The sequence below is a fragment of the Caulobacter mirabilis genome, assembly GCF_002749615.1.
GTDB lineage: Bacteria > Pseudomonadota > Alphaproteobacteria > Caulobacterales > Caulobacteraceae > Caulobacter > Caulobacter mirabilis.
On sequence record NZ_CP024201.1, the window covers coordinates 4,211,714 to 4,225,171 of the forward strand.

The 13,458-nt window shown below is 69.9% G+C and carries 13 protein-coding genes; 8 read left to right on the forward strand and 5 right to left on the reverse strand.

Annotated features, from left to right (window positions below; all coding sequences use genetic code 11):
* Window positions 1-10: 10 nt before the first annotated feature.
* The 3 genes from CSW64_RS20025 (at window position 11) to CSW64_RS20035 (ending at window position 3,378) form a co-directional block, all read left to right on the forward strand.
* Window positions 11-925 carry an alpha/beta hydrolase gene (locus CSW64_RS20025; protein WP_099623755.1) on the forward strand — a complete coding sequence of 305 codons (915 nt, stop codon included), beginning with the start codon at window positions 11-13 and terminating at the stop codon, window positions 923-925.
* On the forward strand, window positions 922-1,218 hold the full coding sequence (locus CSW64_RS20030; protein ID WP_150131457.1) for a hypothetical protein: 297 nt from the start codon (window positions 922-924) through the stop codon (window positions 1,216-1,218). Before CSW64_RS20025 ends, CSW64_RS20030 begins: the two co-directional genes overlap by 4 nt.
* Window positions 1,219-1,377: 159 nt before the next feature.
* The gene (locus CSW64_RS20035; protein WP_099623757.1) at window positions 1,378-3,378 is read left to right on the forward strand and encodes a sulfatase-like hydrolase/transferase; all 2,001 of its coding nucleotides are present in this window, start codon (window positions 1,378-1,380) and stop codon (window positions 3,376-3,378) included.
* Between the two features lie 205 nt (window positions 3,379-3,583).
* Here CSW64_RS20035 and CSW64_RS20040 read toward each other — a convergent pair whose 3' ends face one another.
* The 3 genes from CSW64_RS20040 to fsa are packed head-to-tail and all read right to left on the reverse strand — an operon-like array spanning window position 3,584 to window position 5,866.
* Entirely contained in the window at window positions 3,584-4,513 is a 930-nt protein-coding gene (locus CSW64_RS20040; protein WP_099623758.1) for a tyrosine recombinase XerC, read from the reverse strand.
* Complete coding sequence (locus CSW64_RS20045) at window positions 4,498-5,166, reverse strand: DUF484 family protein (RefSeq protein ID WP_099623759.1); 669 nt, start codon at window positions 5,164-5,166, stop codon at window positions 4,498-4,500. Before CSW64_RS20045 ends, CSW64_RS20040 begins: the two co-directional genes overlap by 16 nt.
* A 43-nt stretch (window positions 5,167-5,209) precedes the next feature.
* Window positions 5,210-5,866, reverse strand: coding sequence for a fructose-6-phosphate aldolase (fsa, locus tag CSW64_RS20050; RefSeq protein ID WP_099623760.1), 657 nt, complete (start codon window positions 5,864-5,866; stop codon window positions 5,210-5,212).
* A gap of 39 nt (window positions 5,867-5,905) precedes the next feature.
* Here fsa and CSW64_RS20055 point away from each other — a divergent pair, with 39 nt between their 5' ends.
* Entirely contained in the window at window positions 5,906-8,068 is a 2,163-nt protein-coding gene (locus CSW64_RS20055) for a primosomal protein N' (protein WP_099623761.1), read from the forward strand.
* 67 nt (window positions 8,069-8,135) lie between these two features.
* Here the strand turns inward: CSW64_RS20055 and CSW64_RS20060 are convergent, their stop codons facing one another.
* Window positions 8,136-8,948: a TerC family protein gene (locus CSW64_RS20060; protein WP_099623762.1), complete on the reverse strand. Its 813-nt coding sequence runs from the start codon at window positions 8,946-8,948 to the stop codon at window positions 8,136-8,138.
* A 162-nt stretch (window positions 8,949-9,110) separates the two neighbouring features.
* Between CSW64_RS20060 and CSW64_RS20065 the strand changes: the two genes are divergently transcribed.
* The 4 genes from CSW64_RS20065 (at window position 9,111) to CSW64_RS20080 (ending at window position 12,729) form a co-directional block, all read left to right on the forward strand.
* Entirely contained in the window at window positions 9,111-10,208 is a 1,098-nt protein-coding gene (locus CSW64_RS20065; RefSeq protein WP_099623763.1) for an acyltransferase family protein, read from the forward strand.
* A gap of 68 nt (window positions 10,209-10,276) precedes the next feature.
* Entirely contained in the window at window positions 10,277-10,990 is a 714-nt protein-coding gene (locus CSW64_RS20070; RefSeq protein ID WP_099623764.1) for a CHAP domain-containing protein, read from the forward strand.
* 68 nt (window positions 10,991-11,058) lie between these two features.
* Window positions 11,059-12,021 carry a magnesium transporter CorA family protein gene (locus tag CSW64_RS20075; RefSeq protein WP_099623765.1) on the forward strand — a complete coding sequence of 321 codons (963 nt, stop codon included), beginning with the start codon at window positions 11,059-11,061 and terminating at the stop codon, window positions 12,019-12,021.
* 15 nt (window positions 12,022-12,036) lie between these two features.
* A complete protein-coding gene (locus CSW64_RS20080) occupies window positions 12,037-12,729 on the forward strand; it encodes a DUF4189 domain-containing protein (RefSeq protein WP_099623766.1) in 693 nt (230 codons plus the stop codon).
* 33 nt (window positions 12,730-12,762) lie between these two features.
* Here the strand turns inward: CSW64_RS20080 and CSW64_RS20085 are convergent, their stop codons facing one another.
* Window positions 12,763-13,389 carry a hypothetical protein gene (locus tag CSW64_RS20085; protein ID WP_099623767.1) on the reverse strand — a complete coding sequence of 209 codons (627 nt, stop codon included), beginning with the start codon at window positions 13,387-13,389 and terminating at the stop codon, window positions 12,763-12,765.
* Window positions 13,390-13,458 lie beyond the last annotated feature (69 nt).

Sequence of the window (13,458 nt, forward strand, 5' to 3'; positions counted from 1 at the left end):
GGAGAGAACGATGACTCATGGGGCGCCCGTCTGGCGGGACGTCGAGATCACCGCCGTGCGCGAGCTGCTGGCCCAGCTGCGCGACGTCGAGAACGGCCCTGGCGGCTGGGAGGACCGTCGCACCGGCATGGACGCCTTCGGGGCGGCGGCGAAGCTCCCCGACGGCCTGGCCGTCGAGAGCGTCGACATCGCCGGACTGGAGGCTGAGCTGCTGACGCCGGCCGGCGCGGCGCCGAACCGCGCCCTGCTCTATCTGCACGGCGGCGGCTATTGCGTCGGCAGTCCCCGCAGCCATCGCCCCCTGGCCGCGCGACTGGCGTCGGCGATCGGCTGCCCGGCCCTGGTCCCTCACTATCGGCTGGCGCCCGAGCATCGTTTCCCTGCCGCGGTCGACGATGCGGTGAAGGCCTACCGCCATCTGCTCGGCGAGGGCGTTGAGCCGGGCCGCATCATCATCGCGGGCGACAGCGCCGGCGGCGGTCTGACCATCGCCACGGCCATCGCCATCCGCGACAGCGGCCTGCCGCAGCCGGCCGGCCTGTTCGCGATCAGCCCCTGGGCCAATCTCGCGCAGACCGGAGCCGCCTACGCCGCCGTGCTGCATGACCCGATGCTCACCCGGGAGGGGCTTCAGGACATGGCCGACGCCTATCTGCAGGGCGAAGGCCCGGGCCATCCGCTGGCCTCACCGGCCCTGGCCGACCTGCACGACCTGCCGCCGATGCTGATCCACGCGGGCAGCCAGGAGATTCTGGCCAGCGACGCCACCCTGCTGGCCGAGCGGGCCGGGCTGGCCGGGGTCGAGGTGCGGGTCGAGATCTGGCCGGAGATGATTCACGTCTGGCACGCCTTCGCCGAATGGCTGGGCGCGGGCCGCCGGGCGATCGAGGAAGCCGGAGTCTGGGCAAGGGGGAAACTGGCGTGAGCGATACGATTTTGGAAGCCTTCGTCGAGCTGCCGGGCCTGCTGGCCACCTTCCGTCAGGAGGTGGTCGCCGCTGGTCCGGGCTGGGGCGCGACCATCGATGCGCTGCTGAAGGACTGGAGCCGGACACGGGTCGAGACGGCGATCGCCGAGGTCGACGCCCTGCTCGCCGCCGGCCTGTCGGAGCATGACCTCGGCAAGCGGCTCTGGGCGCTCGGGGCCGAAGCCTTCCCCGACCGGACGCCGGTGGCGACGCTGCACGACCTGCGCAGCCACCTGGCGGCCAGGCTCTAGGCGCCGGTTCGCGCCAAAAGCGACTCCACAACCCTGGCGAGATGTGATTTAGTTACCCATGGGTAAGTGATCGACCCGTGGATGGGTCGTTCCGCCCTCTCTTCACCGGCGCGGCCGGACGTCCCGGCCGCCCCGGCGCAACGCCACGGGGAGACGGACATGACCGCCAAGCGACCGAACATCCTGCTGATCACCTGCGACCAGTACCGGTTTCCGCGTTTCTCCTATGGTCCCGACGCCGGCTTCGCCCAGCCGCTGAAGGACATCCTCGGCTTCCAGGGCGAGGTCGACGAAACCAACCCCTACGCCCGTTACTTCCCCGGCCTGCTGGCCCTGCGCGAGAATTCGGTGGTGCTGCGCAACCACACCATCGCATCGAGCGCCTGCACGCCCAGCCGGGCCGTGATCTACACCGGCCAGTATGGAACCCGCACCGGGGTCACCCAGACCGACGGCCTGTTCAAGAGCGGCGACTCCCCGAACTTCCCCTGGCTTGAGGCCGACGGCGTCCCGACGCTGGGAACCTGGATGCGCCACGCCGGCTACACGACCCACTACTTCGGCAAATGGCACGTCAGCAATCCGCCGGATCATTCGCTGGAGACCTTCGGCTTCGACAACTGGGAGGAATCCTGGCCCGAACCGCATGGGGCGGCGCCCAACAACCTCGGCGTCTATCGCGACGCCGGCTTCACCGATTCGGTCTGCGCCTTCCTGCGCCGCCAGGCCCTGGCCGACGACTACAACCGGGTGCTGGCCGAGGAGCAGCAGGTCGACCCCTACGCAGCGGGGCCGAACGAGACCCTGCCCTGGTTCGCGGTGGCCTCGTTCACCAACCCGCACGACATCGCGACCTATCCGGCGGTGATCGCCCAGGCCCTGCCGACGCCCGACGGTTCGGGAACCCAGTCGATCTTCCAGTCCCTGACCATCCCGCTCGGCGGCCAGGTCACGCCGCCGCCCACCCAGGGGACGGCCAAGGTCCCGCTCAATCCGCTGGGCTTTCCGCAGGCCTGCGCCACGGCCTCGCCGACACAGAACGAGGACCTGTCCACCAAGCCGGCCTGCCAGTTCGACTATTCCTACAAGGTCAGCCTGGCCCTGAACTCCAAAACCGGCTTCAACGTCGTCCATCGGACCGATCCGACCGACATGAAGAAGGCGACCGCCGAGGCCGCGGCCATCGCCCTGCAGGGCCCCATCCCGTTCCAGCTTTCGGACGATCCCAACCAGTCGGCGCTGAACTTCATCCAGCTCTACGCCTGGCTCCACGCCGTGGTGGACGGGCACATCTCGGCGGTGCTGCGGACGCTGGAAGAGACCGGCCAGGCCGACAACACCATCGTCGTCTTCCTGGCGGACCACGGCGAGTACGCCGCCGCCCACGGCATGATGATCGAGAAGTGGCACACGGCCTATCAGGAGGCGCTGCATGTGCCAGTGGTCGTCCGCTTCCCGCCGTCGATGACCTCGACCGCCCAGCATCAGCTCGACGAACTCACCAGCCACATCGACATCGTGCCGACCATCCTGGGCCTGGCGGGCAAAGATCAGGACTGGCGCGAGCGGACCCGCCACCTGATGCTGCAGCTCGGCCGCCACAAGGACGTGCCGCCGCTGCCGGGCGTTGACCTGTCGGGCTTGCTCAAGGGCGACACCACGACGGTCACCGAACCCGACGGCCGCGAGCGCCAGGGCGTGCTGTTCGTCACCACCGACGAGATCACCGCCCCGCTGCCGCCGCTCGACAACCCGCAGAACATCAAGTGCGAGAAGGAATTCGTGGTCTTCAACGCGGTGGTCGAGGCCGTCCGGGAGGGCGTCGGCCGCAACGATCCCGTGGCCCTGGCCCCAGGCTCCGTCCGCCAGCCCAACAACATCCACTGCGTCCGGACCAAGGGCTTCAAGCTGGCCCGCTACTTCGACCCTAACGGCGTCGAGGCCGACCAGTGGGAGATGTACGACCTCCACACCGACCCGAACGAGGCGACCAACCTCGTCCAGGTCGCCGTCTCGCCGCCGACGATCCGCACCGACCTGCCGCACGACCGCGACGTCGCACGGCTCCAGGCCGAGGCGGACCGTCTGGCGGCGCTGCTTCAGGCCCTGGTTGATCGCGACCTGACCACGAAGCCGACGACGACCGCGGACGCGGCCTGACTGGGGGGTCAGGCCATGGCGGCCCGCGGCGCCTCCTTCAAGGCGCCGCGGGCCGCCGGTTTCGCGTTCATTCTCTCTCCCCAACCATCCTGATCAGCGCTCGAAGAGCGCGTGTCGAAGGACGCAGGGGCGATCCGCGCTGGCCCGCCTTGGGTCTTTCGATCCGGCGCTGCGCGCCAGCCCAGGATGACTAGGAAGAGCGGCGCTAGGCCCGCGGATGCGCCTTGGCGTAGGCCCCCAGCAGGGCCTCCGCGTCCACCGCCGTGTACTTCTGCGTCGTCGACAGCGAGGCGTGGCCGAGCAGTTCCTGGATCGAGCGGAGGTCCGCGCCGGCGCCGAGCAGGTGGGTGGCGAAGCTGTGTCGCAGGGCATGCGGCGTGGCGCGGTCGGACAGGCCCAGACGACTACGCAGGGTCTGCATCCGCGCCTGGACGTGACGGGGGCTCAGCGGCCCGCCGCGCGGGGCGCGGAACAGCGGCTCATCGGGCGCCAGGGCGAAGGGGACCGCGGCCAGATAGGCGTCGACGGCCTCGCGCACGGCCGGCAGCACCGGCACGATCCGGGTCTTGGAGCCCTTGCCGAGGATGCGCAGGCTGTCGCCCAGCGGCGCATCCGAGCGCTTCACCGACAGCGCCTCGCTGATCCGCAGGCCGCAGCCCCAGAGCAGGGTCAGCACCGCCTCGTCACGCACGGCCTCCCATTCGGCGCGGTCGGGATCCTGGGCGGCCTCCTCGATCAAACCGCGGGCGTTGTCCTCACTGACCGGGCGCGGCGCGCCGGGCTTCACGCGGGGCCCCTTCACCAGGGTCAGGGCGGGGTTGGGCGTGGAGAGACGGCGATCGAGGAAGGCGTGATAGGAGCGGATGGCCGACAGCGCCTGCGACACCGACCGCGCCGACAGCGGACGGTCGCCACCGCGCCGGTGGGCCAGATAGGCGCGGACCTCGGCCGGCGTGATCGTTCCCGTCGCGGCCAGACTCAGGGTCTCGCCGCGATGTTGCTCCAGGAAGAACAGATAGGGCTGCACCGCGCCCAGATAGGCCTCGACCGTGCGCGGCGAGACCCGCCGCTCGTTGGCGAGGTGGTCCAGCCAGGCCTGCATGGCCTCGCGCGCAGTGGTCACAGCACCGGCCATCGCTCCGCCGTCCGTTCAAGCACCCGAGCCAGGAAGGCGACCAGCTCGGCGCCCATGTCCTTGGTGAACCCCTCCGCGTCCGGCGAGCCGAAGGCCAGAACGCCCTGGCGCGCCGGCTCCCAGATCGCCAGCCGGACCATGGCCATCGAGCGGACCTCGTCCGCCTTGGCGCCGAACAGGCCCCGGGCCGGGGCGTGGAAGCCCATGCGATGCAGGCGCTGCGGGCCCAGGATCAGGTCGGTCTGCCCCTCGACCAGGGCGTGCCAGCCGGCGGGCGTCCGCTCCGGCCCCTCGATGGCGATCACCGCCCCGACCAGCCCGAACCGCAGCGCCGCCATCTCGTCCACCCGGCGGGCGAGGTCCGAGAGGTTGCGGGCCTCCAGCATGTCGATGACCGCCGCATGGGTCTGGGCCTGGGCGGCGAAGTTGGCCCGCGCCGTAGCCTCGAGCTGCTTGCGGACCTTCGATTCGCGCTTGTGGGCGGCGTTGACGCGGGCCAGCGCCGCCGGCCCGAAGTCGACGAGATTGGCGGCGTCCACCCGCAGGCCCAGGTCGGCCAGCAGCTCGACGTCGTCCCGGATGACGTGCGGATGGGCCCGCAGAACGCGGCGGAGCTCTTCCGTCGCCGATTCCTTGCGCTTCGCCTCACTCATGGTCCGCCCCTGAACAGCCCTTGGGGAGCGGTCGTCCGTTCCCCTACAGAATCGACTGGCCGGTCTTCGCCCAGTCGCTCAGGAACTGTTGAAGCCCCGTCTCGGTTAACGGGTGCTTGAAGAGGGACTCGAAGACCGCCGGCGGCAGGGTCGCGCAGTCGGCCCCGGCGAGGGCGGATTCGGTCACATGCGCGGCCGTGCGGATCGAAGCGGCCAGGATTTCGGTGTCGAAGCCGTAGTTGTCGTAGACGGTGCGGATCGTCTGGATCAGCTCGATCCCCGAACCGTTGGTCTGGTCGTCCAGGCGGCCGATGAAGGGCGAGACGTAGGTCGCGCCGGCCTTGGCGGCCAACAGCGCCTGGGCGGCCGAGAAGCACAGGGTGACGTTGGTCTGGATGCCTTCGCGGGCGAACTCGGCGGTCGCGATCAGGCCGGCCCTGGTCAGCGGCACCTTGACCACCACATTGGGGGCGATGCCCGCCAGCTTGCGCCCTTCCGCCAGCATGCCCTCGGCGTCGACAGCAACGGCCTCGGCGCTGACCGGCCCCTCGACGAGATCGCAGATTTCGGCGATGACCTCGGCCATCGGCCGGCCGGACTTGGCGATCAGAGTCGGGTTGGTGGTCACGCCGTCGACCAGGCCGGTGGCGACGAGGTCCTTCAGGACGGCGGTGTCGGTGGTGTCGAGAAACAGCTGCATGGGGCTGCTTTTAGCTGCTCTTGGCGTATGGAACTACCTGTGACGCGCATCGCCTCCATCCTTCTGCCCATGCCCCTGCCCGAGGCGTTCGACTATGCCGAGCCGGAGGGCATGGAGCTGGCCATCGGCGACCATGTCGCCGTGCCCCTGGGCCCGCGGACGGCGCGGGGCGTGGTCAGCGCCCTGCGCGAGGGCGCGGGCGGCAACCGGCCGCTGAAGCCGGTGCTGGAGAAGCTCGACGATCCGGCCCTGCCGGAGGGCACGCTGCGCTTCGTCGAATGGGCGGCGCGCTATTCCGTCGATGTTCCCGGACAGCCGCTGGCCATGGCCCTGCGCGGCCTGAGGGCGCCCCGGCCCAAGCCAGCCAGGCTGCTGGAAGCCACGGGCCAGGCGCCTGGACGGATGACGCCGGCGCGGGAGAAGGCGATCGCAGCCGCCGCCGAAGGGCCGCTGCCCCCGAGCGACCTGGCCGCCAAGGCGGGCGTGTCGGCGGGCGTGATCAAGGGGCTGGTCGACGAGGGCGCGCTGGCCGTGCGGCTGGAGACGCCGGACATCCGCTTCGACGACCTCGACCTGGCCTCGCCGGGCCCCGTCCTGAACCCCGGCCAGCGCGCGGCCGCCGATGTGCTGGTCGAGATGGTCCACGCCGGCGGCTTCCAGTCGGCGCTGCTCGACGGGGTGACCGGCTCGGGCAAGACCGAGGTCTATCTGGAGGCCGTCGCCGCGGCCCTGGCGGCCGATCCGACCGCCCAGGTGCTGGTGCTGCTGCCTGAGATCGCCCTGACCCAGGCGGTGCTGACCCGCTTCCAGGCCCGGTTCGGCGGGATGCCGGCGGAATGGCACTCGGCCGTGCCGCCGCCCCGCCGGCGGCAGGTGTGGGAGGGCGTCGCCTCCGGCAAGGCGCGGATCGTCGTCGGCGCACGCTCGGCGCTGTTCCTGCCCTACGCCAACCTCAAGCTGATCATCGTCGACGAGGAGCACGACGGCTCGTTCAAGCAGGAAGAGGGCTTCATCTACCAGGCCCGCGACCTGGCCGTGGCCCGGGCGCATCTTGAGAAATGCGCCGTCGTCCTGGCCTCGGCGACGCCGTCGCTGGAGACGCTGTGGAACGCCGGCCAGGGCCGCTATCGCTGGCTGAGGCTGGCGGCGCGGCACGGGGCGTCGCAGCTGCCGGACGTCGAGCTGATCGACATGCGCGAGACCCCGCCGGAGACCGGCCGCTGGCTGTCGCCGCCGCTGGTCCGGGCCATGGCCGAGACCTTCGAGCGCGGCGAGCAGACGCTGCTCTTCCTCAACCGCCGGGGCTATGCGCCGCTGGTCCTCTGCCGCGCCTGCGGCGAGCGGATGAAGGCGCCGGACACCGACAGCTGGCTGGTCGAGCACCGGTACACCGGCCGCCTGGTCTGCCACCTGACCGGCTTCTCGATGCCGCGCCCGGACAAATGTCCTCACTGCGGGGCCCAGGACAGCCTGGTCTCGATCGGGCCAGGCGTGGAGCGGGTCGAGGAGGAGGTGCGGTCGCTGTTCCCGCAGGCGCGGGTGGCCGTCTTCTCGTCCGACACCGTGTTCGACGCCGAGGGCGCGCGGACACTGGTCGCGACCATGGCGGCCGGCGAGATCGACGTGCTGGTGGCCACCCAGGCCGCGGCCAAGGGCCACGACTTCCCGAACCTGACCCTCGTGGGCGTGGTCGACGCCGATCTCGGCCTGCGCGGCGGCGACCTGCGGGCCGGCGAGCGGACCTTCCAGCTGTTGGCCCAGGCCAGCGGACGGGCCGGGCGTCGCGAACGCCCCGGCCGAGCCCTGCTGCAGACCTACGCGCCCGAGCATGCGGTGATGCAGGCCCTGAAGGACCAGGATCGCGACGCCTTCGTTGAGGCGGAGATGATGGGGCGGGAGCTGGCCGCCCTGCCGCCGTTCGGACGGCTGGCGGCGATCATCGTGTCGGGGCCCGACCCGGCGGCGCTGGAGACCTACGTCCGCAACCTGGCTTCGGTCGCGCCCAACGCCGAGGGGGTGGACATCTTCGGCCCAGCCGACGCGCCGCTGGCGCTGGTGCGCGGACGGCGGCGCAAGCGGTTCCTGGTCCGGGCCGACCGCACGGTCGACCTGCAGGGCTTCCTCGCCGCCTGGCGCGCCCGCGCTCGGCCGCCGGGCCAGATCCGCGTCACCCTGGACGTCGACCCCTACAGCTTTCTCTGAACCAAAGAAGAAGGGCGCGGCCCCTAGGAGACCGCGCCCTTCCGAAGTCCAGCCGCGAGGCGGGGGCCTAGTCGCCCTTGGCCTCGCCGTCGGCGGCCTGTTTGGCCTTCTTCGCGTGGTTGGCGCGAGACCACATGTTCAGGCCCTCGACCAGAGCCGAGAAGGCCATGGCGGCGTAGATGTAGCCCTTGGGCACGTGGACGCCGAAGCCGTCGGCGATCAGCACCAGGCCGATCATCAGCAGGAAGCCCAGGGCCAGCATGACCACGGTGGGGTTGTTGTTGATGAAGTTGGCCAGCGGATCGGCGGCCAGGAACATCACCGCCACGGCGATGACGACGGCCACGATCATGACCGGCACGTGATCGGTCATGCCGACGGCGGTCAGGATCGAGTCGATCGAGAACACCAAGTCCAGCATGATGATCTGGAAGATCGCCGAGCCGAAATTCGAGATCACCGCCTTGCTGGTGTCCATCACGTCGCCGGTCGGGGCGGGATCCACGCTGTGGTGGATTTCCTTGGTCGCCTTCCAGAGCAGGAACAGACCGCCCGCGATCAGGATCAGGTCCCGCCAGGAGAAGGCGGTGTCGAAGGTCGGCTCGCCGTGCGCGCCGACGGCGCCGTGGAAGCCCAGGTCGAACACCGGCTTGGTCAGACCGACCAGCCACGCGATCGAGAACAGCAGCGCGATGCGCATGATCAGCGCCAGCGACAGGCCGATCCGGCGCGCGCTCTGGCGTTGATGCTCGGGCAGCTTGTTCGAGAGGATGGAGATGAAGACGAGATTATCGATGCCGAGTACGACCTCCATCACCACAAGGGTGACGAGCGCCGCCCATACGGCGGGGTCGGCGGCGAGCTGCAACAAGCTGTCCATAGTGGGATTTCAGGCCTTTCACGTCTGATGAACCGATGGCCGCTATCGTAGCGACAGAAACGGCCGGGTGAACCGAATTCGGACATTCGCTCGGCGCGAGAGTTGCAGTCGCGCTTCGCGGGAGCTCGAAAAGCCCCGGTTCGAGACAGGGAGACCCCCGACATGCAGGACGCCGCCGACATCCGTCCGCTGACATCGCTGCGCTTCTTCGCGGCGCTCTGGGTGGTGCTGTTCCACTACTGGCCCAAGCTGGACGTGGGATTCTCGCCGGCCTTCGTCGAGAAGGGCTACCTGGGGGTCGAGCTGTTCTTCACCCTGTCGGGCTTCATTCTCTGTCACGTCTACCTGACCGCCTTCGGCGAGGGCCGGTTCAAGTACGGCGACTTCCTGTGGAATCGGCTCGCGCGGGTCTATCCGCTGCACCTGGCCACGCTGCTGGGCATGATCGGCCTAGGCGTCGTCGCCGGGCTGGCGGGCTTCGGCGTCGACGCCAACATTCTCGACTGGCGCTCGCTGCCGGCCAACCTGCTGCTGCTGCAGGCCTGGGGCCTGGCGCCGTCGGCGGCCTTCAACCACCCGTCCTGGTCGATCTCGGCGGAGTGGTTCGCCTACCTGACCTTCCCGGCCTTCGCCTTCATCGCCTGGAAGCTGCGCAGGCGGCCCTGGCTGCTGGCCGGCCTGACCCTGGCGGCGATCGCGACTCTTTATCCGACCTTCCAGGCCCTGACCGGCAAGTCGCTGACCCAGGCCACCATCGCCTGGGGCGCGCTGCGGATCGTTCCCTGCTTCGCCCTCGGCTGCGCCATGCACAGCCTGTGGAAATCCGGCGCGGTCAAGAGCGTCGCCCAGGCCGCCGTCGGCGCCCTGATTTCAGGCGCCGCCGTGGTCGCGGCGACCGTTCTGGGGGCGCCGGACCTGGTCGCGGTGGCCTTCTTCGGAGTGCTGATCCTGTCGCTGGCGGGCCTTGCCCAGCACGGCTCGCGCTTCGCCTCGCAGTCGGGCTTCGTCTACCTGGGCGAGATCAGCTACTCGACTTACATGATCTGCGTTCCGTGGAAGATCGTCTTCGTGAACGCCGCGGCGAAATTCTTGAATCTGACCGATGAAAAGCTGCCGCTCGGGCTGTGGATAATCTTTATCGCCAGCGTCGTTCCACTGTCGGCCGCCTCGTATCATCTGATCGAAAAGCCCGCCCGCGCCCGCATGAAACTCATGGCGGAAGCCTGGCGGACTCGACGGGCGACCACCGTCGCCGCGTGAAAAGACTCTTTTCATTCGTGCGTGAGATGGTATCTCCCACCTCTAGTGTGACGGGGGAGTAATCCTGGATGCGTCAACGGACGAGAGCCCTGCTGGGTTCCCTGGCCGCCGCAGCGGTGATGAGCCTTGCGCCCACGGCGAATGCTCTGGCCGATAACTATTGGCAGTGCGTGCCCTTCGCCCGGCTTCTGTCGGGCATCCAGATCTATGGCGACGCCAGGACCTGGTGGGGACAGGCCGTCGGCAAGTACGAAACCGGCCGCGACCCGCGGCTGGGCGCCGTGCTGGCCTTCAAACCGACCGGCAAGATGCAGCTCGGCCATGTCGCCGTCGTCAGCCATGTGCTGACCGACCGCGTCATCCAGATCACCCACGCCAACTGGTCCCGAATCGGCGGCGCCCGCGGTCAGATCGAACGCGACGTGACCGTGATCGACGTCTCCCCGTTGGGCGACTGGTCGCAGGTGAAGGTCTGGTACGACCCCATCCGCGATATCGGCACCTCGACCTATCCGACGCACGGCTTCATCTATCAGAACGCCCAGGCTCAGCGCCTCGCCCAGACGGATCCGCGCTACTGGTCGAACCAGGGCATCCAGCTGGCCCGCGCCGCCGCCAACCAGGCGGTCAACGGCGTCAATCCGCTGCCTTCGCCGATGGGCGTCCTGAACCAGGCCGCCGACGCCACCGACCGGATCGCCGCCCTGATCCAGGCCGCGACCAGCCAGGGCCAGACCGCCTCGGCCGCGACCGTCCCGGCGACGACCGAAGGCGACAACTGATCCAACCGCATTGACGGCCCCTCCGGCGCGCCCCATTCCATGGGGCGCGGACCAGAGGGACTGTCTTCATGCTCAGGGTGCTTCGAACGGCTGGCCGCGGGCTGCAGGACATCGAGGCCGTCGGCCCCGACTGGACCCTGCCGCCGGACGCCGCCTGGATCGACCTGAACAATCCCACGCGTGACGAAGAACTCGCCGCCGAGCGCGTCCTTGGCCTCCAACTGCCGACGCGTGAGGAGATGGCCGAGATCGAGGTCTCCTCGCGCCTCTATCAGGAAGACGGCGCGACCTTCATGACCGCCTTCGTGCTGGTCGGCGCCGACGATCAGGCGCCGGCGCTGCAGCCGGTCACCTTCGTCCTGGCCAAGGGCATCGTCACCACGATCCGCTATATCGAGCCCAAGGCCTTCAAGGCCTACGCCGCCCAGGCGATCCGCGACCCCGAGTTCTGCCTCAGCGGCGCCGGCGCCTTCCTGGGCCTGCTCGACGCCCTGGTCGATCGCATCGCCGACATCCTGGAGAAGACCTCCGCCGACGTGGAGGAGATCTCGCACGACATCTTCATCCCCACGCGCAAGGGCGGCTTCAAGCCGATCCTGCGCCGGCTCGGCCACAGCCAGTCGCTGGCCGCCAAGGCGCGCAGCAGCCTGGTCAGCCTGGGCCGGCTGGTCTCCTTCGCCTCCCTGTCCGGCGATGTCGCCAGCGCGCGGGACCATCGCGACCGGCTGAGAACGCTGCAGCGCGACGTGCAGTCCCTGACCGACCACTCCGCCTACCTGACGGAGAACGTGACCTTCCTGCTGGATTCGGCGACCGCCCTGATCAACACCGACCAGAACGAGATCATGAAGCTGTTCTCGGTCTGGGCCGTCGTGCTGATGCCCCCGACCCTGATCGGGTCGATCTACGGCATGAACTTCGAGCACATGCCGGAGCTGCACTGGATTCTGGGCTACCCGATGGCGCTGCTGGCGATGATCATCGCCATGGCCGTGCCGCTGTATCTGTTCCGCCGGCGAGGCTGGCTCTAGACGAGGGAGAGCGACATGAAACGCCTGCTGTTCACCCTGGCCGCCTCGATGGCGGCTCTGGCCGCGTTCTCCGCGATGCCCGACCGGGCGTCGGCCCAGCCCTATCCCTGCCCCGGCTCCGGTCCCGGGCCGGACGAGGTGATCGTGGGGATGGTCCCGGCCACCCCGAGCCAGGCGGCCTTCCCGCTGTGCGCGCGCAAGAACACCGCGCCGGCGCAGCGCGGGCTCCCGTCGGTGTCGCAGCCGCAGATCCAGATGATGCCGCGGATTCCGATGCGGCCGCTCTACGGCATCCACGTCACCGACGCCGAACGCTCCGCCCTCTACTCCGCGAACGGCTTCTACACCCCGACCGAGGCCGAACAGGCCGCGCTGAACCACTGCGACAAGCAGACCGGCCACAAATGTGTCTCGATCGGATCCTTCGCGGACTCCTGCCAGGTGATCGCGATCGGCCCCCGCAAGCAGATCTACAAGGGGATTGGGCGAACGCCCCGCGAGTCCGCCCGGGCGGGCATGGCCGCCTGCATGCGCGATCACCCGGTCGCGGATTGCAGCCTCTGGCGCATCCCGCTGTGCAGCGGTCTCCTCTATGGCGAGGACGTGTTCCACGCCGGCGCCAACAACCTGCCCGACAATGACGAGGTGGACCGGATCAAGGTCCGGCTCACGGCCGAGGTGGTGGCCGAGATCAACGGCAGGAAGTAGGGGCCGGCCGCGCGCCGACCCCTTCGGCGTCCCTCAGTTCTGCTGTTCGGTCGTCGGCTGCGCGGCGCGGCGACGGCTCGTTTCCGCCGCCCCCTGCCCCTGGCCGGAGGCCGAGCCCCGGACAGCGGTCGAGCGCGAGGCGGTGGTCGCCGTATCCCGCGCCGAGTCCGCCGCCGCACGGCCTTGCCGGACCGCGGAGGCGGCGTCGAACGCGCCGCCGCCGGTCGCCGACCCGCCGAACGAGGCCTCGCCGGCCGACGCCCGCGCGTCGCCCGAGCCAGAGGCCGAACCCGTCCCCGAGCCGTCCGCCGAACCAGACGCCGCGCCTTCCGCCGAAACATCGATGCTCCGCGCGGTTTCAGCCGTCCGCGCCGCCGCCCGGCGAGCACGCTCCTGCGCCGCTGCGGCGCGACGCTCGGCCCGGGCCCGGGTGCGCTCGGCCGCGTCGCCGACACGCGAGGTCGCGCCGTCCAGATCCGGCCCCGAAAGACCGCCGCGCGCCGCGCCGCCGATCGAGCCGGTCACGCCGCCGAGCCCTCCGGGCAGCGAACCGCCCAGGCTGCCGCCCAGTCCGCCCGAACCGCCGAGGATCTGGGCCTGGGCCACGGGAGCGACGGCCAGCAGAGCGCAGGCGGCCGTGAGAAAGAGGGTGTTCCGCATGAGATGTCTCCTTGATCGGGGCGCTTCTCTGCGCCTCTCGAAAGGGACAACGACGGCGCCTGCGGCTTT

What these genes read in the sequence shown, in the direction of transcription:
- CSW64_RS20025 (WP_099623755.1), top strand. Translation starts at nt 11, where the DNA reads ATGACTCATGGGGCGCCCGTCTGGCGGGACGTCGAGATCACCGCCGTG.
- CSW64_RS20035 (WP_099623757.1), top strand. Translation starts at nt 1,378, where the DNA reads ATGACCGCCAAGCGACCGAACATCCTGCTGATCACCTGCGACCAGTAC.
- CSW64_RS20040 (WP_099623758.1), bottom strand. Translation starts at nt 4,513, where the DNA reads ATGGCCGGTGCTGTGACCACTGCGCGCGAGGCCATGCAGGCCTGGCTG.
- CSW64_RS20045 (WP_099623759.1), bottom strand. Translation starts at nt 5,166, where the DNA reads ATGAGTGAGGCGAAGCGCAAGGAATCGGCGACGGAAGAGCTCCGCCGC.
- fsa (WP_099623760.1), bottom strand. Translation starts at nt 5,866, where the DNA reads ATGCAGCTGTTTCTCGACACCACCGACACCGCCGTCCTGAAGGACCTC.
- CSW64_RS20060 (WP_099623762.1), bottom strand. Translation starts at nt 8,948, where the DNA reads ATGGACAGCTTGTTGCAGCTCGCCGCCGACCCCGCCGTATGGGCGGCG.
- CSW64_RS20065 (WP_099623763.1), top strand. Translation starts at nt 9,111, where the DNA reads ATGCAGGACGCCGCCGACATCCGTCCGCTGACATCGCTGCGCTTCTTC.
- CSW64_RS20070 (WP_099623764.1), top strand. Translation starts at nt 10,277, where the DNA reads ATGCGTCAACGGACGAGAGCCCTGCTGGGTTCCCTGGCCGCCGCAGCG.
- CSW64_RS20075 (WP_099623765.1), top strand. Translation starts at nt 11,059, where the DNA reads ATGCTCAGGGTGCTTCGAACGGCTGGCCGCGGGCTGCAGGACATCGAG.
- CSW64_RS20080 (WP_099623766.1), top strand. Translation starts at nt 12,037, where the DNA reads ATGAAACGCCTGCTGTTCACCCTGGCCGCCTCGATGGCGGCTCTGGCC.
- CSW64_RS20085 (WP_099623767.1), bottom strand. Translation starts at nt 13,389, where the DNA reads ATGCGGAACACCCTCTTTCTCACGGCCGCCTGCGCTCTGCTGGCCGTC.